Genomic DNA, 25796 nt, shown 5'->3' with positions numbered 1-25796 from the left:
GTCGCCTCCGGGTGGCGACCCCTGATGTGAAGGCAACGATGAGCAACGCATACAGCAAGGACCTGGAGCGATGGCTGCCCCGGCTCATCTCCGTGTGGCGCGCGTCCCGGGGCCGGGGTGACGGGCCGGAGACGCGCCTCACGCCGCAGGAGGTCAAGGAGGTGGGCGCGGGCGTGAAGCAGCTCTCCCACGGCCTCACCCGCGAGCGCCAGTTGGCCGGCGCCCGGTACATGGACGACCCGCGCCTCTTGGGCGCCTACCTCCTCTTCTACTGGCCGGTGTCCTACGCCCAGGCGCGACAGGTGCTGGGCGAGCTGCCCAACCGCCCCCGGCAGGTGCTGGACCTGGGCAGCGGCCCGGGCCCGGTGGCCTTCGCGGCCATGGACGCGGGGGCCAGCGAGGTGACGGCGGCGGACCGCAGCAAGCCCGCGCTGGAGCTGGCGCGCAAGCTGGCCACGGAGGCCGGCGAGGCCCTGGCCACGCGCGAGTGGGATCCGCTGAAGAAGAACGCCACGCTGCCGGAGGGGCAGTTCGACCTCATCACGATGGGGCACGTGGTGAACGAGCTGTACGGCGCGACGGACGAAGCGCTGAAGCCGCGCGCGGCGCTCCTGGAGTCGGTGCTCGCGAAGGTGAAGAAGGGCGGCAGCCTGCTGGTGATGGAGCCCGCGCTGCGCGAGACCAGCCGCAACCTGCTCAAGGTGCGCGACCTGCTGGTGGAGCGCGGCTACGCCATCCGCGCGCCGTGCCTGTACCGCGGCGCGTGCCCCGCGCTGGTGAAGGAGACGGACTGGTGCCACGCCGAGCGCCCGTGGCCCATGCCCCGCGTGGTGGAGGAGCTGGCGCGCGCGGCGGGCTTCCACAAGGAGTCGCTCAAGATGAGCTACCTGGTGGTGGCGCCCAAGGGCGAGGCCTGGCCGGAGCCGCCGCCGGGCCGGCTGTTCCGCATCGTCAGCGAGTCGCTGGAGGGCAAGGGCCGCCAGCGCTACATCGGCTGCGGGCCGGAGGGGCGCGTGGGGCTGGCGATGCAGGAGCGCCACCGCGCGGAGAAGAACGAGAGGTTCTTCCACCTGCAGCGCGGCGACGTCATCGAGGCGACGGACATGGAGACCAAGGGCGACGGCTACGCGCTCGGGGAGAACGCCGAGGTGCGCATGGTGGCCCAGGCCGGCCGCGGCGTGCCTCCCGCGCCCAAGCCCTGAGCGGACGCGGGGGGGAGTCGTTCTGGGGCGGACGCGGTATTTCCGAACGGCTCGCCCCAGGGGTGCCGTCTGTTGTTAGGTTGCGTGGCACCCCGTTCCCAAGGAAGGAATCCCGTGCCCGCTCCCACGCCGCTGCGAACGCTCTATCCCTCCATCGAGCCCTACCGCACCGGCCAGTTGAAGGTCACCGGGGGCCACGCGCTGTACTTCGAGGAGAGCGGCAACCCGAAGGGCAAGCCCGTGGTGTTCGTGCACGGCGGCCCCGGCGGCGGCACCGACCCGAAGCAGCGCCGCTTCTTCGACCCGGCCGTCTACCGCATCATCCTCTTCGATCAGCGCGGCTGTGGCCGCAGCACGCCGCACGCCAGCCTGGTGGAGAACACCACCTGGGACCTGGTGGCGGACATGGAGCGGCTGCGCGAGCACCTGGGCCTGGAGCGCTGGATGCTCTTCGGCGGCTCGTGGGGCAGCACCCTGTCGCTCGCGTACGCGGAGGCGCATCCGGAGCGCGTCACGGAGCTGGTGCTGCGCGGCATCTTCCTGTTGCGCAAGCAGGAGATCGACTGGTTCTACCAGCGCGGCGCGAGCGCGCTGTTCCCGGACGCGTGGGAGCACTTCCTCGCGCCCATCCCCGAGGACGAGCGCAGCGACCTGCTCCAGGCCTACGCGAGGCGGCTGATGGGCGACGACAGGCACTCGCAGCAGGAGGCCGCGAAGGCGTGGAGCGTGTGGGAGGGCCGCACGAGCTGCCTGTACCCCAACGCGGAGCTCATCGCGCGCAACGCGGGCGACGACTTCGCCATCGCCTTCGCGCGCATCGAGTGCCACTACTTCGTCAACCGGGGCTTCCTGCGCACGGACACGCAGTTGTTGGACGACGTGCACCGCATCCGCCACATCCCCACCGTCATCGTGCAGGGCCGCTACGACGTCGTGTGTCCGCCGGAGAGCGCGTGGGCCCTGCACCGCGCGTGGCCGGAGGCCCAGTTCGTGATGGTGCCGGACGCGGGCCACTCCGCCAACGAGCCCGGCAACACCTCCGCCCTCATCGAGGCCACGGACCGCTTCCGCGGCCTCTAGCGGGCCGCGCTCAGCCGCGAGGCGTCAGCGACTTCGCCAGCTCCTCGTAGAGGTGGATGGCGGAGCGGATGGCCTTCTCCCAGTCGCCCAGGTGCAGGCTCTCGTTCTCCGAGTGGGCGTACGTGTACGGGTCCTCCACGCCGATGAGCAGCGCGGGCACGCCGCCCAGCTCCTTGGCGAACGGCTCCACGAACGGGATGGATCCGCCGCACCCGATGGTGACCGGCTTCTTCGCGTAGCCCTTCTCCAGCGCGCGGAACGCCGCCTGGAACGCCGGGTGCGACGAGTCCGTGTACCACCAGCCGGACGCCGGGTCCTCGCGGATCTCCAGCTCCAGGCCCCACGGGCACACCTTCTTCAGGTGCGCCACCAGCCGGCGCTGCACGTCCTCCGGATCCATGTCCGGCACCACGCGGATGCCCACGCGCGCCCACGCGGACTCCACGATGATGTTGCGCGCGTCCTTGCGGCTGCTGGCCTGGATGGCGTTGATGGCCAGGCTCGGCTGGCGCCAGTTCGTCTCCCACGGGTGCCGCCCGCCGCCCAGGAGCTGCACCCCTTGGCGGATGCCCGCCTGCTCGCGGAAGGTCGCGTCGTCACCGGGCAGCGCCTGGATGCTCTGGCGCTCCGCGTCCGTCAGCGGCTTCACCTGCTCCATCACGCCCTCAATCGCGATGGAGCCATCCGCGTGCGTCAGCGACGCCAGCATCCGGCACAGCGCCATCGCCGGATCCGGAATGGGCCCGCCCCACATCCCCGAGTGCACCGCCTGGTGCAGCCCCCGCACCTCCACGTCCACCGTCACCAGCCCGCGCAGCGCCGTGGTGATGGACGGCAGGCCCGTGTCGAAGTTCGTCGTGTCCGTCAACACGATGGCGTCCGCCGCCACCAGCTTCGCGTGCTTCTGGAGAAATGCACCCAGGTGGTCACTGCCCGCCTCCTCCTCGCCCTCGATGATGACCTTCACGTTGAGTGGGAGTTGGCCGGTGCTCTTGAGCCACGCGTCCACGGCGGAGGTGTGCACGACGATGCCCGCCTTGTCGTCCGCCGCGCCGCGGCCGTACAGGCGGCCGTCACGCACCTGGGGCTCGAAGGGCGGGCTCTTCCAGGCCGCCTCGTCGCCCGCGGGCTGCACGTCGTGGTGCGCGTAGAGGAGGAGCGTGGGACGGCCCGGCGCCTTGAGCACCTCGCCATAGACATACGGGTGCGCGCCCTCGATTTCGAGCAACTGGACGTTTTCAAATCCACGGTCCTTCAACAGGGCCGCGGTGGCCTCCGCGCTCTGGCGCACGAGGCCGGCGTCGAAGCCGGGGAAGGACACACTGGGAATGCGGACGAGGGCCTTGAGGTCCTCCAGGTACGCGGCCTTGTGGGACTCGAAATGGGACAGCGCGGGGTCGGTGGACATGCCCACCCCTTAACCCAAAAGCCGAGCAGGCACGCGGGATGCGCGCGCCCAAACGTCGCGCGTCTTATGTATCCTGCCGCCCATGCCTGGACTACCTACCCTGCTGTTGGTGGATGACGACAGCTTCGTGCGTCGCATCCTCAAGGACGTCATCGCGGACACGGGCATCGACCTGCGGCTGCTGGAGGCGGCGGACGGGGAGGAGGGGCTGGCGCTGGCGCAGAAGGAGCAGCCGGCGGTGATGTTCCTGGACCTCTTCATGCCGAAGAAGAGCGGGCTGGAGGTGCTGGGCGCCATCAAGAGTGTTTCACCGGAGACACGCGTCCTGGTCATCAGCAGCATGGACGCGGAGCCGGTGGTGGAGCAGGCCATTGCCGCGGGGGCGATGGGCTTCGTGGGCAAGCCCTTCCATCCCCTGGAGATCGCCGCGGCCGTACGCCAGGCGCTCGCGTCCTGATTCCGCCGAGGTCCCTGTGTCGTCATCCGTTGTCGGTTACTGGGTGGGAGACTCGCTCGGCCGCGTGCTGGGCCCCCTGCAACTGCAAGCCTTCCGCGACCTCATCGCCTCCGGTCGCCTGAAGACGGCGGTGCGCGCGTCGCGCGACGGAGCGAACTGGGTCGCGCTCCAGGACCTCCCGGAGGTGCGCGACCTGTTCACCGCGGCGCCCACGGCCACCCTGGAGAATCAGCAGGCCGAGCGCCTGCGCAACCAACTGCGCGGGCTGCTGCACCTGCCGCCGCACGAGGTGTTCGGGCTCAAGCCGCAGGCGTCGCTCGACGAGTTCCGGCTCGCCTTCTTCCGCATGGCGAAGCGCTTCTCACCGGAGCACCTGTCGCCGGATCTGCATCCGGAGCTGCGCAAGGTCTCCGTTGAAATCTTCGACTTCCTCTCGCGGCGGATCCGCGAGGCGGAGACGCTCTTCCTCCAGGGCGCCCTGCATCCGCCCGCGCCCCCGCCGCCCCGGTTGGACATGGCGGGCGCGCTGCCCGCCGCGCCGCTGCCACTGAGCGGAACCGCGGTGCCCGCGCGTCCCCAGGCCGCCGCGATTCCACCGACGCCGGTTCCAGGCTCCCTCACGCGCCCGGTGGCGGCCTCCATTCCGCCCACGCCCGTGCCGGGAACGATGACGCGGCCGGTGGCGGCCTCCATTCCGCCCACGCCCGTGCCGGGCAGCATGACGCGTCCGGGGGTTCCTTCCGCGCCGCCCCGGCCGCCTCCGGTGATGACGCCCACGGCGGCGCGCCCGGTGACGCCGCCCGCGCCTGCTCCCGCCCCCACGCCGCCGCCTCCCGCGCCCGTCCGGCGCCCCATCGCCGCCCCCGCGCCCTCGTATTCGAGCGCCGAGTTCGTGGGCCTGGAGCGCCGGTCGGACGACCGGCTGCACGCGGACGTGAAGGTGACGATGAAGAACACGGGCATCTTCACCGACCACCGCATCATCAACCTGTCGTCGGGCGGCCTGTTCATCGGCACGGACCGGCCGCTGCGGCTGGGGACACAGGTGGAGCTGACCTTGCGCTTCGAGGATCCGGAGCGGGTCATGACCCTGCGCAGCTCCGTCATCTGGGAGAACTCCCTGGACGACGGCAAGAACCCCAAGGGCTACGGGTTGCGCCTGAGCGCGCTGCGCGCGGAGGAGCGGGACTTCATCCAGCAGTACGTCCGCCGCACCAAGAAGCCCTGACAGGTTCCCGGGCGGTGGCCAACGCCCGGGACTAGAACAACTGGCCCAGGAAGACCGCGCCCATCGCCACGAAGGCGACCCACACGGCCATGACGGACTTCAACTCCAGGTCCCGGCGGTCCAACTCGTTCGCGAAGTTCATGGTGTCTCCTCCAGTGCTCAACGCCTTCATCCCTTCCTACGGCCCACCCGCGCGGCGATTGCCTCCGGGCCCCCGTCCCCCTGGAACGCAGGAGCGGCGATGAGCGCCTCCAGCCCGCCCGGCACACTGGATGGCCTGCTGCCCGCGCTGCCGGTGCCGCTGTTCGTGATTCGCGGCGACCGGCTGGTGTTCACCAACACCGCGCTGCGCACGCTGCTGGGCCTGCGAGAGGACGAGCTGCCGTCCCTGCTGGAGCTCGCCGCGCGCTTCGGGCCGGAGGAGCGCGCCTGGCTGGATCCCCTGTGCGAGGCGCTGATGCGCGGCGAGCAGCCCACGCCGGTGCGGCCCTCCTGGGTGCGCGTGCGCGGCGCGGACGGACGCCAGCACCTGCTCTCCCCCGTCAGCGCGCCCGGCCGCGTGCCGCAGGAGCAGCTCGTGCTGCTGCTGGACGCGGAGGGCGGGGACGCGGTGCGCACGCTGTCCACCATGCTGGTGGCCACCGCGGCGGAGCTCCTGCGCTGCCGCGACGAGGGCACGGTGCTGGAGCTGGCGGTGGAGTCCCTGCACCGGCAGGGCTTCTACGTCTCCGTGCTGCTGCTGGAGGGAGACTTCCTGCGCCACGGGCCCATGCGCCAGGAGCCGGAGAGCCTGGCGGCGGCGGCGCGGCTGTACGGGCAGGACGTGCACGCGGTGCGCTTCCACCGCTCCGGGATGCCGCACCTGGAGGAGGTGCTCACGAGCCGCCGGGCGACGTTCCACCCGGACGCGTTCAGCATGGCGCGGCGGCTGCACTCGCCGGAGGTGGCGGACAACATCCAGCGCATCTACCCGCCGGGCTCCCGCGCGCTGGACGCGCCCATCTTCGTGGGGGACGAGCCCTTCGGCGTGCTGGCGGTGCAGTCCACCACGCTGACGCCCGCGAACGCGGGGGCGCTGGAGCTGTTCGCGCAGCTCATCGGCGGCGCGCTGGAGAACGTGCGGCACCACCGCGCGGCGGAGGCGCGGCTCGCGGAGGTGCACCGCCTGCAGAACGAGCTCATCGCCAGCGAGCGGCTGACGGTGCTGGGCGAGGCGGCGGGCGTCGTGGCCCACGAGGTGCGCAACCCCCTGGGCGCCATCCTCAACACGGTGGCGGTGCTCAAGCGCGAACCCCGCCTGGGGCCCGCGGGCGCCTCCGCCGTGGAGATGCTGGAGGAGGAGGCCATCCGGCTGGAGGACATCGTGCGCGACCTGCTGGACACGGTGCGCCCGCTGGAGCCCCGCCCGCGCCCCGTCTCGCTGGGCGAGCTGGTGCACCGCGCGCTCGCGCAGTTGCTCCACGGCCGGGAGGAGCTGCCCAGGCCGCGCGTGGCGTTCGACGAGGCGCCGGACGTGCCGGAGCTGTCCGGTGACGAGACGCTGTTGCAGTTGGCCGTCACGCACCTGATGCGCAACGCCATCCAGGCCTCGCCGCCCGGAGGCACGGTGCGCGTGGAGGTGCGCCGCGTGCCGGACGGGGTGGCGCTGAGCGTGGAGGACGAGGGCCCGGGCATCGCGGGGTTGGATCCGCAGCGCGTCTTCGAGCCCTTCTTCCTCACCCGCGCCAACGGCCGGGGCCTGGGCCTGGCCATCGTGCGGCGCGTGGTGCTGGCGCACGGAGGCAGGGTGCGCGCGGGCGCGCGTCCCGAGGGCGGCGCGCGCTTCGAGCTGGTCCTGCCGCTCTAGCTCAAGCGCCCGAGAGCAGCAGCAGGCAGCGCAGGCCGCCGTTCTTCACGTCGAGCTGCCGCGCGCCCTTCAGCCCCAGCGCCGCCACCAGCCTCGGCTCCTCGGGGACGATGAGCGCCTTGCGCCAGTCGCGGAACGCGCCGTTCAACGTCGCGCCCAGCGCGCGGTAGAGGTCCGGCAGGTCCTCCACCTCGCCCACGCGCTTGCCGTAGGGCGGGTTGGCCACCACCAGCCCGGGGGCGTCCGGCGGGGCCTTCAGCGTGCGCAGGTCGTGCCGCTCCAGCGTCAACGTCACGCCCGCGCGTCTCGCGTTGCGCCGCGCCGTGCCCAGCGCCCCCGCGTTGAGGTCGTATCCGCGCATGGGCGCGCGAGGCTCCGCCAGCCCCTCGGCCTCCGCCTCCGCGCGGCGGCGCGCCCAGGCCTCCTTTTCGTAGGACGGGAAGGACTGGAACGCGAACGTGCGCAGCAGGCCCGGCGCGCGGCGTTGGGACAGCCATGCGCCCTCCACCAGGAACGTGCCCGAGCCGCACATCGGATCCACCAGCGGCACGTCTCCCGCGTAGCCCGCGAGCCGGAGGATGCCCGAGGCCAGCGTCTCGCGCAGGGGCGCGCGCCCCACCTCCTGCCGGTAGCCGCGCTGGTACAGGGGCGCACCGGACGTGTCCACGCTCACCGTCCAGCGCGCGCCCTCGCCGCGCACCAGCAGCGTGAGCCCCGGCCCTCCGCCCTCCTCGTCCAGGTGTCCCGCGACCGTCACCTCGCACGGGTCCCAGGCCACGGCCGCGGACTCCAGGACCACCGCCGGCCCCGGGGCCACGGAGCGGTGCAGCGTCACGGACAGCCGCAGCGGCGCCTTGCCGTCCCAGACGGCCGCCATGGGCAGCGCTCGCAGCCCCTGCACCAGCGCGTCCGCGGTGGGCGCCGTGAAGGTGCCCAGGCGCAGGAGCACGCGGCTCGCGGTGCGCAGGCGCAGGTTCGCGGTCTGGTGCAGGCCGGGAGGGCCCTCGCACTCGATGCCGCCCTCCGCGCGCCGGAAGGACAGCCCCAGCTCGCGCGCCTCCGCCTCCAGCGCGGGCTCCAGGCCCGGCAGCGTGGACACATAGAGGGTTTCGCCCGTCCGGGCCCGAGCGTCCGTCACGCCGGCCGCGTCCGGGCGGCGGAGCCAACATCCATGGCGGCCTGCTCCAATGCGCGCTCCATCTGGTTCAGGTCATAGGGCTTGGGCAGCAGCACCACGCGCTCCAACATCTGGCCGTCCTCCGCCGACACCGCGCGCGAATCACCGGACGCGATGATGATGCGCAGGGACGGGTAGCACCGCGCGGCCTCGCGCGCCAGCACCACGCCGGACTTGCCCGGCAGCGTCACGTCCGTGAAGAGCAGGTCGAAGGGCTCCTTCGCCAGCGCCTCGCCCGCCGCCTCCGCGCTCTCCACCGCGCGCACGGTGTGTCCCAGGTCCGCCATCAGCTCGGACGCGGACTCGCGGATGTCCGCGTCGTCCTCCACCAGGAGGATGCGCAGCGCGCCCTTCGGCGGCGTCTCCGCGGGCGCGGGCGCGCGGAACGGCTTCGCCGCCAGCCGCTGCTCGCGTCCGCGCAAGAGCGAGCGGATCTTCCGCGCCAGGTCCTCGCGCCGGTACGGCTTGGACAACAGGCTCACGCCCGGGTCCAGCCGGCCGCCGTGCACGATGGCGTTCTCCGTGTAGCCGGACGTGAAGAGCACCTCCAGGTCCGGCAGGTGCGCCTTCGCCAGCCGCGCCAGCTCCGGGCTGCGCACCGGCCCCGGCATCACCACGTCCGTGAAGAGCAGGTCCACCGGCAGGCCGCTCTGGATGACCGCGAGCGCGCTCTGCCCGTCGTGCGCCTTGAGCACGCGGTAGCCCAGCTCCGTGAGCACCTCCACCACCGTGGCCCGCACCGCCGCGTCGTCCTCCACCACGAGGATGGTCTCCGTGCCGCCCTCCACCTGCCCCGGGCCGCTCTCCACCGGCTGCGCCGCCGCCTGGAAGGTGCGCGGCAGGTAGATCTTGATGGACGTGCCGTGGCCCAGCTCGCTGTAGATCTTCACGTGGCCGCCGGACTGCTTCACGAAGCCATACACCATGCTCAGCCCCAGGCCCGTGCCCCGGCCCTCCGGCTTCGTGGTGAAGAACGGCTCGAACGCGCGCTCCATCACCTCCGGCGTCATGCCTGAGCCCGTGTCGGAGATGGCCAGCAGCACGTACTGCCCCGCCGTCACCTCCGGGTGCAGCATCGCGTAGTGGTCATCCAGCATCGCGTTGCCCGCCTCGATGGTCAGCCGGCCCCGGCCCTCCATGGCGTCGCGCGCGTTGATGGCCAGGTTGAGGATGACGTTCTCCAACTGGTTGCGGTCCACGGACGTGTTCCACAGCCCGCCCGCGATGACCGTCTCCACCTCCACGTCCTCGCCCAGGGCGCGGCGCAAGAGGTCGTCCATGTCGCGCACCAGCCGGCCCAGGTTGAGCGCCGTGGGCGCCAGGGGCTGCCTCCGCGCGAACGCGAGCAACTGCGAGGCCAGCCGCGCCCCGCGCTCCACCGCGCCCAGCGCCGTCTCCAGGCGCCGCTGCGCGCGCGAGTCACCCACCGCGTCGCGCTGGAGCAACTGGAGGTTCCCGCTCACCACCTGGAGCAGGTTGTTGAAGTCATGCGCCACGCCGCCGGTGAGCTTGCCCACCGCCTCCATCTTCTGCGCCTGGAGCAGCGCGGCCTCCGTCTGGCGGCGCTCCGCCTCGCTCTCCTCCAGCGCCCGCGTGCGCTCGCGCACCAGCTCCTCCAGGTGGTCGCGGTGGCGCGCCAGCTCGTCCTCCGCCCGCTTCTGCGCCGTCATGTCGTGGCCCTGGACGAAGATGCCGGAGACGCGGCCGTCCGCCTCGATGACGGGCTGGTAGACGAAGTCCAGGAAGGCCTCCACCAACGGCCCCCCGGGCTCTCGCTGCAACTGCACCCGCATGTTGTGCCCGACGAAGGGCTCGCCGGTCGTGAACACCCGGTCCAGCAGCTCGAAGAAGCCCTGCCCGGCCACCTCCGGCAGGGCCTCCCGCACCGTCCGGCCCAACAGCTCCCGGTGCCCCACGAGCTGGAGGTAGGAGCGGTTGGCCAGCTCGAACACGTGCTCGGGCCCCCTCAGCGAACACATGAAGCCCGGCGCCTGCTCGAACAGGCGGCGCAGGTGGCGGCGCTCGTCGTCCAGGACGCGGTTGGCCTCCTGCACCGCCTGGGCGCGCGCGAGCACCCCGCCCATGAGCTGCGTCCGGGCCCCCGCGTCCGGTGACGCCTCCGCGTCACGCACGGCCCGCTTGAGCTGCTGCAGCTCCGTCACGTCCATCGTGTGCTGGAGGATGAAGGCCACCTCGCCCCGGCCATCCAGCAGGGGCGTGTGCGTGGCGCTCCAGTAGCGCTCCTCCACCACCACGCCGGACTCCGTCTGGCGCGGCACCCGGTAGGGGATGAGCGCCAGCGTGTCCAGCGTCCGCTCCGTCAGCACGCGGAGGAACGACTCGCGCAGCATCCGGGCGCTGGCGTTGGCCGGGTCGTCCGGGTCGTGCGGGAACGCCTCGAAGATGGGGCGCCCGACCAGGTCCTCCAGCCGGCTGGCGGTCACCCGCAGATAGGCCGCGTTCGCCGTGACGTACCGCAGCTCGCGGTCCAGCAGCATGTAGGGATTGGGCGACAGCTCGAAGAGCTTCTGGAAGTCGAAGGGTGCCTGCATCCATTCACGGGGAGGTCGAGCAACCTCCCCGCCTTTCCCGGGCCGCGAACGCGGAAAGGGGTTCCCGTCCAGTGTACGGACGTCCCCTCCATCACACCGTCCAAAAGGCCCGGGGCCCACCTCTTCCCGGATGCCAGGCCTCCCGGGGGGCAGCCTTCTGGACACCACTCAACATCCGCTTTGCCCAGCCACCCCTTGGACCTGCCACGTCCGTCATGGCTGTAAGACTGAGCGGGTCTTTCAGACCTCAGAATTACTATGATATGAGATTATTACCGCAAGGCGGTGTAGTCCCACATGAACCGGGGTGTGCGGCAGGGGGTCGCCTTGGACGGGGGAGGAAACGACCTCCCGGCCTTCCGCCAGAGCGCTCGCGCCCGGCAGGAGGTCTGTCCCCAGATGCTCGCCGTTCCAGAACCGTTGTCGCTGGATGACTCGGAAGCGGTCACCTCCCGCGCGTTCGACCGTCGTGGCTTGACGGCGTCGGTGAGGAAGCTGTCGGTGGTGACCAACGCGCGGGGCCTGTGGGCGGTGGCGCGCCAATGGCTCATCATCGCGCTGTCGGTGGCGTTCGTGGTGCAGGTGGACCGGTGGTGGGCGTGGGTGCTGGCCGCGGTCATCATCTCCACGCGGCAGCACGCGCTCCTGAGCCTGGTGCACGAAGCCTCGCACCACCACCTGCTCACGCACCGCAAGGCCAATGACGTGCTGGCGGACCTGCTGTGCGCGTTCCCCATGAACATCACCACGGAGGGCTACCGCAAGGAGCACGCGGAGCACCACCGCTACGTCAACACGGAGAAGGACCCGTACTGGCGCACGGCGCAGCGCGACCATGCGTGGATGTTCCCGCGCACGCGCGTGGGCACGGCGCTGGTGCTGCTGGGGGACATGGTGGGCTTCTTCACCCCGTCCCACGTGCGCATCATGATCCCCTGGTCCTATACGGGCCGCGCGCTGGGCAAGGGCGGCCCGCCGCCGTCCCGCGCGGAGCACGTGCGCTACGCGCTGTGGCTGGCCGGCTTCATCACCTTCCTCACGCTCACGGGCGGCTGGCTCCACTACCTGCTCCTGTGGTCCATCCCGTCACTGACGCTGATGATGGTGGCCTTCCGCATCCGCGCGGTGGTGGAGCACCCCTTCACCCCCGCCACCCCGGATGAGACGCACGAGACGCGGGACGTGGCGGCGGCCACCTGGTTCGAGCGCTTCTTCATCGCGCCCTTCAACGCCAGCTACCACCTGTCCCATCACCTCTTCCCGTCCGTGCCCTACTACCACCTGCCCGCGCTGCACGCGCAGCTCATGCGGACGGGCCTCTACCGCCCCGGGGAGAACCACTTCCAGACGTACCTGGGCGGCGAAAAGAGCGCGTGGAGCTTCCTCACGTCCTTGGGCCGGAATAAAGACCGTGATACATTGTCTGTGAATGATTGAAGCTGGATGCATCACAGGCTGACAGGCTTTCCCCTGGAGGCGCGCCCGTGGCGCCTCCAGGCGTGTTTCACTCTCAAAACAGACGCTCGCCGCCCCGCTGATACAGCGGCCTGGCGTCCTTGAGACGTGTTGAAATAGCCCACCCCGTGGCTTGAACACAGACGAAGAATCGCGATGTGTCCTTGCCTGCGATTCGCCAGGTCCCCCCTCACACGCCCGCCAATCCCGGCGCGGCGACAGGGCGACCGGGGGACCCCTGCCACGCGCCGCGAGCAGGGGAAGCGGTCCCCCCGGCCCACCCTCTTTCACCTGGCCGCAGGAGAGAACTTGAGAAGGCAGCTCATTGGGTTCCTCGTGGCGTTGGGCGCGATGCACACCGGCTGCGGTGGCGCGCCGGACTTCACGTCCACGGCGGGTGACGACGACTCGCTGGGGACGTCCGGGGACGCGCTCGCGAGCGCGACGACGATGTTCGACGACGCGCTCGGTTCGGGATGGCAGGACTGGTCCTGGGCGACGCACAGCCTTGGCGCGACCCGGCCCGTGTACGCGGGCACCCGCTCCATCTCCGCGACGTTCGGCCCCTGGACGGGCCTGTACTTCCACCACGCGGGCGTGCCCACCGCGGGCCAAGGCTTCGTGGAGCTGCAGGTGAACCCCGGCGCGACGGTCAACCCCGCCATCGCGCTCTACGCGAGCGTGGGCGGCGTGGCGAAGCCGCCCGTGGCGCTCAACCCCACCTGCGCGGGCGGCACCATCAAGGCCAACGCGTGGACGCTGTGCCGCATGCCGCTGAGCACGCTGGGCGCGGCCAACGCCAGCCTGGATGGCCTGGTGGTGATGGAGAACGCGGGCCGCAAGCTGGCCACGATGTACTTCGACAACGTGCGCCTGGCGGCGAGCACCACCGCCCCTTCCGCGCCCACGGCCCTGCAGGCCACGGGCTCCACCACGGACGTGGCCCTCACCTGGGGCACGGTGGCGGGCGCCACGGGCTACCACGTGTACCGCTCCACGTGGCAGACGGGCACGTACACGCGCCTCACCTCCACGGCGCTCACCTCCGCGGCCTACAAGGACACCAGCGCGGTCGCGGGCACGGCGTACTGGTACGCCGTCACCGCGCTGAACGCGGTGGGTGAGAGCGCGAAGTCCACGGCGGTGTCCGGCAAGCGGACCTCCCCCACCGGCGTGAGCGTCAGCGTCACCCCCACCACCGCGACGCTGTCCCTGGGCGGCGTGCAGACCTTCACCGCGACGGTGACGGGCAGCACCCACACGGCCGTGACGTGGAGCGTCCTGGAAGGCTCCGCGGGCGGCACCGTCACCTCCAGCGGCACGTACACCGCGCCCCGGACGGCGGGCACGTACCACGTCGTGGCCACGAGCAACGCGGACGCGACGAAGAAGGCCACGGCGGACGTGGTGGTGACGGGCCCGGTGGGCACCACCAACAAGTGGGTGTCCGGCTACTACACGGGCTGGAACGCGGATGACTACCCGCCTGAGAAGGTGGACTTCAGCGCGATGACGCACATCATCGTGGGCCGCGTGACGCCGAACACGGACGGCACGGTGGACGCCATCTTCGACAACTCGAACGGCTCCGCCATCGCGAAGACGCTCTCCTCCCGCGCGCACGCCGCGGGGCGCAAGGCCATCATCATGGTGGGCGGCGCGGGCGAGCACGCCAACTGGGTGGGCGCCGCCTCCGCCGCGAACCGGGAGAAGTTCGTCCAGAGCCTGCTCAAGGCGATGGACGACCACGGCTACGACGGGCTCGACATCGACTGGGAGCCGGTGGAGGAGGTGGACAAGCCGAACCTGCTCGCGCTGGTGCAGCGGCTGCGTCAGGTGCGTCCCAACATGCTGCTGACGTTCCCCATTGGCTGGGTGAACAACAACTTCGCCACGGACGCGTCGCTCAAGTGGTACCCGCAGCTCGCCCAGTACCTGGACCAGGTGAACGTCATGTCCTACGAGATGATTGGCGTCTGGGACGGCTGGGAGTCGTGGTTCACCTCCGCGCTCACGGGCGAGTCCGGCACCCACCCGACCTCCGTGGAGTCCAGCCTCAAGGCCTGGGTGGCCGCGGGCATCCCCAAGGAGAAGCTGGGCATGGGCATCCCGTTCTACGGCCTCGCGTGGCGGCACATCACCGGCCCGCGCCAGCCCTTCACCCACTGGTCCGACTACGTGGGCGGGGACAACTCCTTCACGTACAAGAAGATCCTGGCGCTCTCCAAGACGGGCAAGCTCCAGTGGGACGTGGCGGCGCAGGCCAACTACGTCACGTTCGACACGCCGGTGGAGGACGGCACGGTGCGCTGGATTACGTACGACGGTCCGGAGGCCATCCAGGCCAAGGGCCAGTACGCCAAGGCGAACGGCTACGGCGGCACCATCATCTGGACCATCAACCAGGGCTGCACCGACCCCGCGACGGGCACCAACCCGCTGCTCACCGAGGTCAAGAAGGCCTTCCTCCAGTAACCGCTGACGGCGTGAAGACGGACGGCCGCGTGGGCACCCGCCCGCGCGGCCGTTTCCGTTCGCGGGCGCATGGGCCCGCCTACGCGGAGGGCGGCACGGCGGAGGGCGGGGCCGTGGGGGCCACCGGGTCCGGGCCGCCGGCATAGACGCCCTGGTACGCGGGCGGCAGCAGCGCGGCCACCCGGCGCATCATCGCGTCCACCAGCGCCTGGCGCGCGTCGGAGGCGCCGGACACCTCCGGCTCCAGGTCCTCCATGCGGAAGGCGGGCCCGAAGGTCACGGTGACGTCGGCGTGGAAGAGCCGCTCGCCGCCCATGTCCGCGTCGTTGATGGGCATCAGCTTCTCCGTGCCCGTGAGCGCCACCGGGACGATGGGCACGCCCGCGCGCTTGGCGATGAGCCCCACGCCCTTCTTCGCCTGGAGCAGGCCCGCGGAGCGGCTGCGGCCCCCCTCCGGGAAGATGAGGACGGACTGGCCGCCCTTGAGCAGCTCCACGCAGCGGCGCAGCGCTTCGATGTCCGGCGAGTTGGGCGTGATGTCGATGGTGTCCATCGTCTCCGCCGCCAGCCGGGTCATCACCGTGCCGTGCAGCTTCACGCCCGCCAGGAAGACGACGCGCCGGGGCCGCAGCGCCCGGTAGAGCGTGAAGCCGTCCGCGTTGGACAGGTGGTTGCAGATGAAGAGGCAGGGGCCCGCCGGCAGGTCCTTCAGCCCGTACACCTTCGCGTGGGACAGCCGGCCCCACACCCCATGCATCAAACCGCGCACGACATGGCGGCGCACCCCGTAGGGGAGCAGCGACATCAGGGCGAAGAGAAGTCGAAGCACGGGCCGGCCCACCTCCTCCTGGAAGATGTAGTCCTGCCCGGTGGGGTGGGTCAGCGGTCCTCCGGGAGCGCCAGGCCGCCCGCCCGCCCTTCCGTCATCCAGTCAACGAAAGGCCTACCCCAGGGTCCGGATGCGGGGAGCGCGCCGCCCGCGCTCGCGCCCGCACGGCCCCGCACCCCGCGTGTTATGGGGTGGCGCATGAGCGCCGAAGCCACGCCCTCCCGGGCGAAGCGGCCCGTCGAGTACGAGGCCACCGTCACCGCCCTCCGGATGGAGACCCACGACACGGCGACGCTGTCGCTGGAGCTGGACGCGAGCGCGGGACCGCTCGACTACAAGGCCGGCCAGTTCCTCAACATCGACCCGCACCAGTTCCGGGCGCTCGCGCAGCAGTGCGCGTACCTGCAGGAGCAGAAGGGGCGCAAGGAGTCGCCGCGCTCGTACTCGCTCGCCTCCGCGCCGCACGAGCGGCACGTGGCCATCACGGTGAAGGACGAGGAGTTCATCCCCGGCGTCACCCGCTACCCGCCGCTCCTGTCGCCCCTGCTGGTGCACGGGCGGCTGGTGGGGGCGAAGCTGAAGGTGACGGGCTTCATGGGGCCGTATGTGCTGCCGGACGACGTGACGGAGCGGGCGGACCACGTGCTGCACGTGGTGGCGGGCTCCGGCGCGGTGCCGAACTTCGCCATCGTGAAGGACGCGCTGCACCGGGGGCTGAAGCTGCGGCACACGTTCCTCGCGTCCAACAAGACGTGGGGGGACATCCTCTACCGCGAGGAGCTGGCCGCGCTGGAGCGCTCGGCGCCGGACCGCGTGCGGGTGGTGCACACGCTCACGCGCGAGACGGATGAGACGAGGTACGGCCCCCAGGTGCGCAAGGGCCGCGTCGGAGAGGCGCTGCTGCGCGAGCTGGTTCCGGCGCCCGACACCTGCCTCGTGTACGTGTGCGGGCCCGCCATCACGCCATGGGACCGGCGCAAGGCGCTGGAGACGCGCACGCCCGCCACGCCGCGCTTCATGGAGGCGGTGCTGGGCCACCTGCATGAGCTGGGCATCCCGGACAAGCGCATCAAGCGCGAGGCCTACGGCTGACCGGACCTCAATGCGCCGTGACGTCCACGGGCGGCAGTTGGTCCAGGAACGTCAGCACGCGCTCGGCCGTCTCGCGGGGGTGCTCCATCGGGAAGAGGTGCGAGCCGAGCGGCAGCGCGTCCACCCGCGTGCGCTTCATCTCCCGCTCCGCCCGCGCCAGCGCGTCGGGCAGCAGCATGGCGGAGCGCTCGCCTCGCAGCACCAGCGTGGGCGCCGCGTTGGCGCGGATGAGCTTCCAGGGGTCCGCCGGGAAGGTCTCGAAGATGCGGGCCTCCCACTCGCGCGGGAAGCGCAGGCGGAAGTCCCCCTCCGGCGTGGGCACCAGCCCGTGCGTGATGTAGTCGCTGAAGCAGTCCGCGTCCCAGTCCCGGAACAGCTTGCGCTGGCGGTACGCGGCGGCCGCCTCCTCGCGCGTCGCCCAGCGCTCCTTGCGCCGCAGCGCGCCCTGCACGATGGCGGCGCGGTCCATGCGGCCCATCAGCTTCATCAGGCGCATCGCCCAGAGACGGGAACCGGTGACGAGCACGGGGTCCAACGCCACCACCGCGCGGAACAGCCCCGGGTTCGCGGCGGAGGCCATCAACGTGCTGGTGCCGCCCACGCTGTGCCCCACGCCCAGCACGCCCGAGCGCCCCCGCGCCTTCAGCGCGCGCGCGAGGTCCTCGCCCAGCTCCCTCCAGGACGTGAGCGCCTTCGGGTCCTGGCCCGGCACCAGCGGACGCATGCGCAGCGACACCACGTGGTAGCGCGTCGCGAGCCGCGTGAAGAGCTTCCGGTACGTCTCCGGAGGAAAGCCGTTCGCGCAGGCGAAGTGCAGGAGCGGCCCGCTCCCACCCCAGTCATCCAGCTCCAAGGCCATGCCCCTTCCCATCCAACGACCCCCACCGCGTCACGCGGAGGGACTTCACGGCTCGCCCCACACGTCTCCGGTGCCCTGACGGCCACCGGCCGGCCCCATCCCGGGACGAGACTCCGTACCCCGACATTCAGACACCGCGAACGCCGCCCTGGGTCCTGCCGCCGGGCCCGACCTCCGGCATTGACGCCATCCTGACCGGCCCCCCTGACGTGCCCACGTCCTCCGACATCCGCCCGGACGCGTCCTCAAGGAACCCGGCCGTCTGGAATGTCGTCCCGTGCGCATCCCAGGGACAGAGGGCATGTAACGCCTGCCCGGCCGCCTCGCACGGCCGGGGCGGCGGCCGTCCCGGTGCGGGGGGAAGACGCCTCCCCCTCCCGTGAGGTCACCTGCCCCGCCCTACGGTCCAGGTCCGGACTGCTTGCGTTTCAGGGCTCCGGCGGCGACGCGGGCGCAGCGTCCGGCGCGGGCTCCGCGTCCGGCGTCTCCGCGTCCGGCGTCTCCGCGTCCGGCTCCGCGCCACCAGCGGCCGCGCCCGCGGGCGTGATGCCCAGCAGCCGCGTCAGCCGGGGCTGCACGCCCGTCTCCGCCAGCAGCGCCTGGAGCTGAAGGCGCGCGCGCCGGTTGTCCCGGTGCACCCGCCGCCCGAGGATGAGCTCGTTCTTCAGCGAGTGCTCCCACCCGGTCAGCTCCGTCACCGTCACCTGGTAGCCGAACGCCTCCAGCGTCAGCGCGCGGATGACGTTGGTCAGGTGCGAGCCGAACTCGCGCCGGTGCCACGGGTGCTGGAAGAGCAGCGACATGGAGCCGGCCGGCTTCGCCTTCTTCTCCTTCAACTGCGCGGCCACCTCCGCCTGGCAGCACGGCACCACCGCCACGTGGTCCGCGCCGTGCTTGATGGCCGCCACCAGCGCGTCGTCCGTGGCCGTGTCGCACGCGTGCAGGGCCATCAGCACGTGGATGCGCTCCGGGTACTCCGCCTGGTCGATGTGCGCCGTCTGGAAGCGCATCCGGTCGAAGTGCAGCCGCTCGGCGCGGCCCTTCGCGCGCTCGGTCAGCTCCGGCCGCCCTTCGATGGACAGGAGCTCACCGCCGCCCGCGTCCTTCAGGAACAGCTCGTAGACGACGAAGCCCAGGTACGCGTTGCCGCTGCCCGCGTCCACCACCAGGGGGTTCGCGTGGCGCGCCTGCACGTCCTCCATGGCGGGCCGCAAGAGGCCCACCAGGTGGTTGACCTGCTTGAGCTTGCGCAGCGCGTCCGCGTTGAGGTTCCCCTCGCGCGTGAGCAGGTGCAGCTCCCGCAGGAGCGCGGGGGACTGGTCCGGGAGCAGCTCCTTGCGGACCTGCGGCGCCTTGACGTTGCGTCTCAGACGGACACCACTTCGGTGACCTCCGGGATCATCTCCCGGAGCCGGCCCTCGATGCCCATCTTCAGCGTCGCCGTGGACGACGGGCAGCCCGCGCACGAGCCCTTCATGTGCAGGTACACGATGCCGTCCTCGAAGCGGTCCAGCGTGATGTCACCGCCGTCCTGCGCCACGGCCGGGCGGATCTCCTCGTCCAGGATGACCTGGATGCGCTGCTCCACCGTGCCGTCCGCGCTCGTCACCTGGCGCGCCGCCGCGACGGCCGCCTCGTCCACCACCGGCAGGCCCTCCGACAGGTGCGTGTCCAGCGTGGACATCACGGAGTCGTTGAGCTCGTCCCACTCGCCGGCCTCGCCCTTCGTCACGGTGACGAAGTTCGTGCCCAGCATCACCGCCGTCACGCCCTGGATGTCCATGAGCCGGAGCGCCAGGGGCGACTTCGCCTGCGCGTCGTCCCGGTTGGTGAAGTTCACCGCGCCACCGCCCAGCAGCTTGCGGTCCACCACGTACTTCAACGTGCTGGGGTTGGGGGTCCACTCGAGCTGGATGTTCACTGACATGCTGTTCTCCCTACGAAAGTCCGCTTCCTCTAAAGGGCGCCGGGCCCCATAGCAACCTGTCCGGCTGTCAGGCAAACGCCCCGCGCTGGCCTTTCACTCCGGATGGAGCCCCGCCCGCCGCCGATGTAAGACACGGCACCATGCCCTACCCGCCGCGCCTCGCCCACCTCGCCACGAAGGCCGTGGTGGTGGCCAAGCTGAGCCCCACCTACGCGGACGCCCACCGGGTGGACGCCGAAGAGGCCTCGCAGCGCCTCTCCACCGCCCTCTCCGGGCGCCTGCTGACCTCCCTCCTGGAGGCCACCTGGACGCAGATGCTCGGGAGCACGAAACGTCTCAAGGAAGAAGGCCTCCTGGAGAAGGTGGCCGCCACCCTGAGCGACCGGCCACAGCGGCCGGGCAAGGTGGCCACCGTGACGGCCGGGTGGAGCGCCTTCCTCATCCTCGTGGACCTGGAGGTGGGCACCGCCAGCGACGCCGCCCGCCGGGTCATGGAGTCCGACGAGGGCCGCAAGCGCGCCGCCGCGGGGCTCATGGAGGTCGCCGGCTTCCTCGCCCAGGAGCTCACGCGCGGCAAATAGGACGGCCGGCCGGTCGTGGCGGCAGCCGCCACCCGCCGTTATAGGCTGGCGCTCGCCACGTCCATGTCCGCCCCGCTCCCCACCACGCTGCGCCTGCTCACGTCCATCACCGACGTTCCCGCGTCCGCGTGGGACGCGCTCGTGGACCCGGGGTCGGTGCCGTTCCTGGAGTGGGGCTTCCTCGCGGCCCTGGAGGAGAGCGGCAGCGTGGTGCCCGAGCGCGGCTGGCACCCGCGCCACCTCACGCTGTGGCGGGGCGCGCGCCTGGTCGCCGCCGCGCCCGCGTACCTGAAGGACGACAGCCACGGCGAGTTCGTCTTCGACGCCGCCTGGGCCACCACCGCCGAGCGCGCGGGCATCCGCTACTACCCCAAGCTCGTCCTGGGCGTGCCCTTCACGCCCGCCACCGGCCGCCGCGTGCTGGTGGCCCCCGGCGAGGACGCCCCGTCCCGCGAGGCCGAGCTGTACAACGCCGCGCTGGAGTACGCGCGCGCCGAGGGGCTCTCCAGCGTCCACGTCCTCTTCCCCACCCCGGAGGAGCTGCCGGTGCTGGAGGCCCAGGGCTACGCGCTGCGCCTGGGCGTGCAGTACCTGTGGCGCAACGCGGGCTACCGGACGTTCGACGACTTCCTCGCCCGCTTCCGCTCCAAGCGGCGCCACCAGCTCCAGCGCGAGCGGCGCGCGGTGGCGGACCAGGGCCTCACCCTGCGCACGCTGCGGGGCGACGCGCTGGAGGAGGTGGACGCGGCCTGCGCCCACCGGCTCTACGTCTCCACGGTGGACCGCTACCCGTGGGGCGTCCGCTCCCTGACCGAGGACTTCTTCGTCCGCCTGCTCGCCGGCTTCAGGCACCGGTGCGAGTTCGTGGAGGCCCGGCGGGAAGGCCGCAGGGTGGCCGGCGCGTTCAACTTCACCGGGCCGCGCACGCTGTACGGCCGTTATTGGGGAGCGTTCGAGGAGCATCCGTTCCTGCACTTCAACGTGTGCCTCTACCACCCGGTGGAGGACTGCATCGCCCTGGGGCGCGAGCGCTTCGAGCCCGGAGCGGGCGGCGAGCACAAGCTCACCCGGGGTTTCGAGCCGCACCTCACGTACAGTGCGCATCTGTTCCTCCACCCCGGCCTGGACCGGGCGGTGCGCGGCTTCCTGGCGCACGAGCGGGCAGCCGTCGAGAGCGGCCTGCCCCTGTGGTGGGCGGAGACGGGTTTCAAGGAGCGGGTCTGAGCGGTTTCAAGCAGGCCCGCCAATGGTTCGCGAAGCGAAGGCAAGGGAGTCCGCAAGCCCATGGCTCAGAAGCACCAACACGATGACGGCCAGGTCGTCACGGAGGCCGTCCCCAAGCAGAAGCTGAAGAGGCCGACGCTCTACAAGGTCCTCCTGCACAACGACAACTACACCACGCGTGAGTTCGTCGTGGCCGTGCTCAAGGAGATCTTCCACAAGTCAGAGACGGATGCCGTGCAGATCATGATGCACGTTCATTACAACGGCATCGGTGTGGCGGGCGTTTATACCTACGACGTCGCCGAGACGAAGCTCAAGACAGTGGAGGCCGCGGCGAGGGACAACGGGTTCCCCCTGCGGCTGTCCATGGAACCCGAGGAAGGCTGAACCGTGGCGGGACCATCGATTGCCAAAGAATTGCAGGCCAGCTTCCGCACCGCGCTCGACGAGGCGCGGAAGATGCGTCACGAGTACCTGACCCTGGAGCACCTGCTCCTGGCCCTCACCCGTGAGTCGCGCACCCGCGAGGTGCTCAAGGGCTGCGGCGCGAACGTCAAGCGCCTGCAGGAGAACCTGACCTCCTTCCTGGAGGAGACGGTCGAGCGCCTGCCCGACGACGTGGACGCCGAGCCGCAGCAGACCATCGGCGTGGAGCGCGTGCTCCACCGCGCCGCCATGCACGCGCTGTCCGCGGAGCAGAAGTACATCGACGGGGGCGACGTGCTGGTCGCCATGTTCCGTGAGGAGGAGAGCCACGCGCTCTACCTGTTGCAGCAGGAGGGCGTCACCCGCCTGGACCTGCTCAACTTCATCTCCCACGGCACCACCAAGGACGGCGAGTCCGAGGGCGAGCCGCGCGCCACGCCCGCCGGGGACGACGAGGACGGCGAGTCCCAGAAGAAGAGCCCGCTGGAGGCGTACGCCATCCAGCTCAACACCGAGGCCAAGGCGGGCCGCATCGACCCGCTCATCGGCCGCGACAAGGAGCTGGAGCGCACCATCCAGGTGCTCTGCCGCCGCCGCAAGAACAACCCGCTCTACGTGGGTGAGGCCGGCGTGGGCAAGACGGCCATCGCGGAGGGCCTGGCGCTCCACATCACCGAGGGCCGCGTGCCCGAGGCGCTGAAGAACGCGGTCGTCTACTCGCTGGACATGGGCGCGCTGCTCGCGGGCACCAAGTTCCGCGGCCAGTTCGAGGAGCGCCTCAAGGGCGTCCTCAAGGCGCTCCAGGAGCTGCCGGACGCCATCCTCTTCATCGATGAAATCCACACCATCGTCGGCGCCGGGGCCACGAGCGGCGGGTCCATGGACGCGTCCAACCTGCTCAAGCCCGCGCTGGCGTCGGGCCGGCTGCGCTGCATCGGCTCCACGACGTTCCAGGAGTTCAAGGCGTCGTTCGAACGCGACCGTGCGCTGTCCCGCCGCTTCCAGAAGATTGAGGTGGACGAGCCCAGCGTGGAGGACACCGTCAAGGTGCTGGAGGGCCTGCGCAGCCGCTACGAGGAGCACCACCACGTGAAGTACGGCGAGGGCGCGCTCCAGGCGGCGGCGGAGCTGGCGGCCAAGCACATCAACGACCGCTTCCTGCCGGACAAGGCCATCGACGTCATCGACGAGGCCGGCGCGGCCGAGCGGCTCAAGCCGGAGGGCGTGCGCACGGGCGTCGTCAGCGCGCACGACGTGGAGCAGGTCGTCTCCAAGATGGCCAAGATCCCGGCCAAGAGCGTGTCCGCGAGCGAGGGCGTCCAGATTCAAAACCTGGACAAGGAGCTCAAGGGCGTCATCTACGGGCAGGACAAGGCCATTGAAGAGATGGTGGGCGCCATCAAGCTGTCGCGCTCCGGCCTGCGCGCGCCGGAGAAGCCCATTGGCAGCTTCCTCTTCTCCGGCCCCACGGGCGTGGGCAAGACGGAGCTGGCGAAGCAGTTGGCGCAGAGCCTGGGCGTGGAGTTCCTGCGCTTCGACATGAGCGAGTACTCGGAGAAGCACACGGTGAGCCGGCTCATCGGCGCGCCTCCGGGCTACGTGGGCTTCGACCAGGGCGGCCTGCTCACGGACGCCGTGCGCAAGCACCCGTACGCGGTGCTGGTGCTGGATGAGATTGAGAAGGCCCACCCGGACCTCTTCAACATCCTGCTCCAGGTGATGGACCACGCGACGCTCACGGACAACAACGGCCGCAAGGCGGACTTCCGCAACATCATCCTCATCCTGACCACCAACGCGGGTGCGCAGGAGATGAGCACCAAGGCCATGGGCTTCGGTGACCCCAGCGTGGTGGTGGACGGCTCGCGGGCGAAGAAGGCCATCGAGCGCACCTTCACGCCGGAGTTCCGCAACCGGCTGGACGGGTGGATCCTCTTCTCCGGCCTGCCCCCCGAGGTCATCCTCAAGGTCGTGGACAAGGAGGTGCGCCTGCTCCAGAAGGTGCTCGACGAGAAGAAGGTCAAGCTGGAGCTCACGCCCGCCGCCCGCGCGTGGCTGGCCGAGCACGGGTACGACCCGGCCTTCGGCGCGCGCCCCATGGCGCGGCTCGTGGACAACACCCTCAAGAAGCCGCTCGCGGAGGCGCTGCTGTTCGGCTCCCTCAAGAGCGGGGGCGTGGCCCGCTTCGACGTCGTGGACGACGCCGTGAAGCTCCAGGCGGAGGCCACCGAGGCCGTGCCGGCTTGAAGCACGGCTGAGGCTTGAAGCACCCGAGGCCCCGGGCCCCCTTCATGGGGACTCGGGGCCTTCGTGTTTCTACTCCGGCTTGGACTCGACCTTGTACGCGCCCACGGCGCTGGAGAGCTGCTCGGAGATGATTTGAAGCGTGGTGGCCGCCTCGCCCGTGGACCCGATGCGGGCCACGGTGTCGTCCATCATCCTGGACAGGTCATTCACCGCCAGGGTGATTTGATTGATGCCCACGTTCTGCTGGTTCACCGCGGCGGCGATCTGCCGGACGGCGGCGGCGTTGTCCTGGACGATGGAGGACAGCTCGCGCAGGTTCTGCCCGCTGTCGCGCACCTGGGCCAGGCCCGCCTCCATCCGCTCCGCGCCGCGCTCGGTGATGCGCACCGCGGCGGTGACGGAGTTGGCGATGTCGTCCAGCAGCTCCCGCACCCGCGTGGTCGCCTGGATGGACTGGTCCGCCAGCGCCCGGATTTCGCGCGCCACCACGCTGAAGCCCTTGCCGTGCTCACCGGAGCGCACCGCCTCGATGGCCGCGTTGAGCGCGAGCATGTTGGACTGGTCCGCCAGGTCCTTCACCGTCTGGGTGATGCCGCCAATCTGGCGCGTGCGCTCGCCCAGCTCCAAAATCTTCTCCGCGATTTCACCCACCTGCGCGCGGATGTCGTTGAGGCCCGCCATCGTCTGCTCGATGGAGGCCTCGCCCGCCCTGGCCAGGGCGTCCGCGCGCTCGGCGACGCTGAGCACGCTCTCCGCCTTCTGCGCGGCCAGCGTGGACGTCTGCTTTATCTCCTGCGCCGTCACCTGCGTCTCCTGGAGCGCGGCGGCCTGGCGGGAGATGGTCTGCGCCTGCTCGGTGGAGGACGCGTTGAGGTGGTCCGTGGACTGGGTGAGCGCGGTGGCGGCGTGCTGGAGGTTGACCGTCACCTCGCGCAGCTTGCCCACCATCTGCGAGAAGGAGTTGGACAGCCGCCCCACCTCGTCGTTGCCGCGTGCCTGGATGGGGCGGGTGAGGTCGCCGGACGACACGATGTGGCCCGCCACGGACGTGAGCTCCGCCAGCGGCCGCACGATGCTCCGGCCGAACAGCGCCGCCAGCACCACGCCGCCCGTCACCAGCAGCAGCGCGAACCCCAGCATCTCCCAGCGCAGCGAGTCCACCCTCGCGTCGATGAACTCGCGCGCCATGCCCACGTGCACGGTGCCCAGCCGCCCCTTCTCCGCCACGGCCGCCGCGACGTCCAGCGCGCGCAGCGTCTTGCCGCCGCGCAGGATGCGCACCTCCGGCACCACGCGGGTGCGGCCCTGGCCCACGCCGGGCTGCGCGTCGAGCGCGGCCTTCAGGTTCTCCGGGAAGCCGCCCTGGAACGAGTGCACCAGCACGAAGCCCGTGGGGTCCTGGATGAAGATGTAGGCCAGGTCCTCGCGCTCGCGGAACGTCTCCAGGAGCGGCTGGAGCGAGCCCATGCCCGCGGACACGCCCTGCTCCGCCGCGATGGCCAGGCTCAGCGCCACGGCCTCGCCCTCGCTGGCGTGGCGCTCCTCCAGGTTGGACTCCAACTGGCGGGTGGCGATGAGGGTGAGCAGCAGGGCCACGGAGGCGCTGATGACCGCCGTGACGAGCACGAACTTCGGCGCGAGCCCGAGCCCGCGCAGGAAGGAGACAGGGAGCGCGGCGGAGGGCTTCAAGGGAACACTCCCGGGCGACGGCGGTGTGTTGCTGGGAAACGG

The 25796-nt window shown here is 71.1% G+C and carries 20 protein-coding genes; 12 read left to right on the top strand and 8 right to left on the bottom strand.

Annotated features, from left to right (window positions below):
- Window positions 1–38 precede the first annotated feature (38 nt).
- Together K8556_RS06665 and pip are read left to right on the top strand one after the other, a co-directional pair.
- A complete protein-coding gene (locus tag K8556_RS06665) occupies window positions 39–1202 on the top strand; it encodes a small ribosomal subunit Rsm22 family protein (protein WP_223739161.1) in 1164 nt (387 codons plus the stop codon).
- A gap of 114 nt (window positions 1203–1316) precedes the next feature.
- Window positions 1317–2282, top strand: a complete 966-nt coding sequence (gene pip, locus K8556_RS06660) for a prolyl aminopeptidase (RefSeq protein ID WP_223739160.1) — start codon at window positions 1317–1319, stop codon at window positions 2280–2282.
- Between the two features lie 10 nt (window positions 2283–2292).
- Here the strand turns inward: pip and K8556_RS06655 are convergent, their stop codons facing one another.
- Window positions 2293–3690: a M20/M25/M40 family metallo-hydrolase gene (locus tag K8556_RS06655; RefSeq protein WP_223739159.1), complete on the bottom strand. Its 1398-nt coding sequence runs from the start codon at window positions 3688–3690 to the stop codon at window positions 2293–2295.
- An 82-nt stretch (window positions 3691–3772) separates the two neighbouring features.
- On the opposite strand from K8556_RS06655, the gene K8556_RS06650 reads away from it, so the two are divergent.
- The 3 genes from K8556_RS06650 to K8556_RS06640 all read left to right on the top strand — a co-directional run bounded on the left by K8556_RS06650 (window position 3773) and on the right by K8556_RS06640 (window position 7221).
- Window positions 3773–4147 (top strand): response regulator, encoded by a 375-nt coding sequence (locus K8556_RS06650; protein WP_223739158.1) that lies wholly within the window; start codon window positions 3773–3775, stop codon window positions 4145–4147.
- Between the two features lie 16 nt (window positions 4148–4163).
- Window positions 4164–5375 carry a TIGR02266 family protein gene (locus K8556_RS06645; RefSeq protein WP_223739157.1) on the top strand — a complete coding sequence of 404 codons (1212 nt, stop codon included), beginning with the start codon at window positions 4164–4166 and terminating at the stop codon, window positions 5373–5375.
- A gap of 241 nt (window positions 5376–5616) precedes the next feature.
- Entirely contained in the window at window positions 5617–7221 is a 1605-nt protein-coding gene (locus tag K8556_RS06640; RefSeq protein WP_223739156.1) for an ATP-binding protein, read from the top strand.
- A 1-nt stretch (window position 7222) separates the two neighbouring features.
- On the opposite strand, the gene K8556_RS06635 is transcribed toward K8556_RS06640, so the two are convergent.
- Window positions 7223–8359, bottom strand: a complete 1137-nt coding sequence (locus K8556_RS06635) for an RNA methyltransferase (protein WP_223739155.1) — start codon at window positions 8357–8359, stop codon at window positions 7223–7225.
- Window positions 8356–10950: a response regulator gene (locus K8556_RS06630; RefSeq protein WP_223739154.1), complete on the bottom strand. Its 2595-nt coding sequence runs from the start codon at window positions 10948–10950 to the stop codon at window positions 8356–8358. The genes K8556_RS06635 and K8556_RS06630 overlap by 4 nt, the downstream gene beginning before the upstream one ends.
- A gap of 399 nt (window positions 10951–11349) precedes the next feature.
- Between K8556_RS06630 and K8556_RS06625 the strand changes: the two genes are divergently transcribed.
- A complete protein-coding gene (locus K8556_RS06625; RefSeq protein ID WP_223739153.1) occupies window positions 11350–12387 on the top strand; it encodes a fatty acid desaturase family protein in 1038 nt (345 codons plus the stop codon).
- Between the two features lie 327 nt (window positions 12388–12714).
- The gene (locus tag K8556_RS06620; RefSeq protein WP_223739152.1) at window positions 12715–14880 is read left to right on the top strand and encodes a glycosyl hydrolase family 18 protein; all 2166 of its coding nucleotides are present in this window, start codon (window positions 12715–12717) and stop codon (window positions 14878–14880) included.
- Between the two features lie 79 nt (window positions 14881–14959).
- On the opposite strand, the gene K8556_RS06615 is transcribed toward K8556_RS06620, so the two are convergent.
- Window positions 14960–15709: a lysophospholipid acyltransferase family protein gene (locus K8556_RS06615; RefSeq protein WP_223739151.1), complete on the bottom strand. Its 750-nt coding sequence runs from the start codon at window positions 15707–15709 to the stop codon at window positions 14960–14962.
- Window positions 15710–15907: 198 nt separating this feature from the next.
- Here K8556_RS06615 and K8556_RS06610 point away from each other — a divergent pair, with 198 nt between their 5' ends.
- Window positions 15908–16801, top strand: coding sequence for an oxidoreductase (locus K8556_RS06610; RefSeq protein WP_223739150.1), 894 nt, complete (start codon window positions 15908–15910; stop codon window positions 16799–16801).
- A 7-nt stretch (window positions 16802–16808) separates the two neighbouring features.
- Here the strand turns inward: K8556_RS06610 and K8556_RS06605 are convergent, their stop codons facing one another.
- The 3 genes from K8556_RS06605 to K8556_RS06595 all read right to left on the bottom strand — a co-directional run bounded on the left by K8556_RS06605 (window position 16809) and on the right by K8556_RS06595 (window position 19587).
- A complete protein-coding gene (locus K8556_RS06605) occupies window positions 16809–17660 on the bottom strand; it encodes an alpha/beta fold hydrolase (protein ID WP_223739149.1) in 852 nt (283 codons plus the stop codon).
- A gap of 428 nt (window positions 17661–18088) precedes the next feature.
- On the bottom strand, window positions 18089–18862 hold the full coding sequence (locus K8556_RS06600; protein WP_255651445.1) for an SAM-dependent methyltransferase: 774 nt from the start codon (window positions 18860–18862) through the stop codon (window positions 18089–18091).
- Window positions 18863–19026: 164 nt separating this feature from the next.
- Window positions 19027–19587 (bottom strand): NifU family protein, encoded by a 561-nt coding sequence (locus tag K8556_RS06595; protein ID WP_223739148.1) that lies wholly within the window; start codon window positions 19585–19587, stop codon window positions 19027–19029.
- 140 nt (window positions 19588–19727) lie between these two features.
- Between K8556_RS06595 and K8556_RS06590 the strand changes: the two genes are divergently transcribed.
- The 4 genes from K8556_RS06590 to clpA all read left to right on the top strand — a co-directional run bounded on the left by K8556_RS06590 (window position 19728) and on the right by clpA (window position 24065).
- Window positions 19728–20168, top strand: coding sequence for a hypothetical protein (locus K8556_RS06590; protein WP_223739147.1), 441 nt, complete (start codon window positions 19728–19730; stop codon window positions 20166–20168).
- A gap of 63 nt (window positions 20169–20231) precedes the next feature.
- Window positions 20232–21392, top strand: a complete 1161-nt coding sequence (locus tag K8556_RS06585; protein WP_223739146.1) for a GNAT family N-acetyltransferase — start codon at window positions 20232–20234, stop codon at window positions 21390–21392.
- Between the two features lie 60 nt (window positions 21393–21452).
- Complete coding sequence (locus K8556_RS06580; RefSeq protein ID WP_014399347.1) at window positions 21453–21779, top strand: ATP-dependent Clp protease adaptor ClpS; 327 nt, start codon at window positions 21453–21455, stop codon at window positions 21777–21779.
- 3 nt (window positions 21780–21782) lie between these two features.
- Complete coding sequence (gene clpA / locus K8556_RS06575) at window positions 21783–24065, top strand: ATP-dependent Clp protease ATP-binding subunit ClpA (protein WP_223739145.1); 2283 nt, start codon at window positions 21783–21785, stop codon at window positions 24063–24065.
- A gap of 69 nt (window positions 24066–24134) precedes the next feature.
- Here the strand turns inward: clpA and K8556_RS06570 are convergent, their stop codons facing one another.
- Window positions 24135–25754, bottom strand: a complete 1620-nt coding sequence (locus tag K8556_RS06570) for a methyl-accepting chemotaxis protein (protein WP_223739144.1) — start codon at window positions 25752–25754, stop codon at window positions 24135–24137.
- Between the last annotated feature and the right edge of the window lie 42 nt (window positions 25755–25796).

This window comes from Corallococcus sp. AS-1-12, assembly GCF_020036995.1.
GTDB lineage: Bacteria > Myxococcota > Myxococcia > Myxococcales > Myxococcaceae > Corallococcus.
This window is presented reverse-complemented; position numbering and strand designations above follow the sequence as displayed.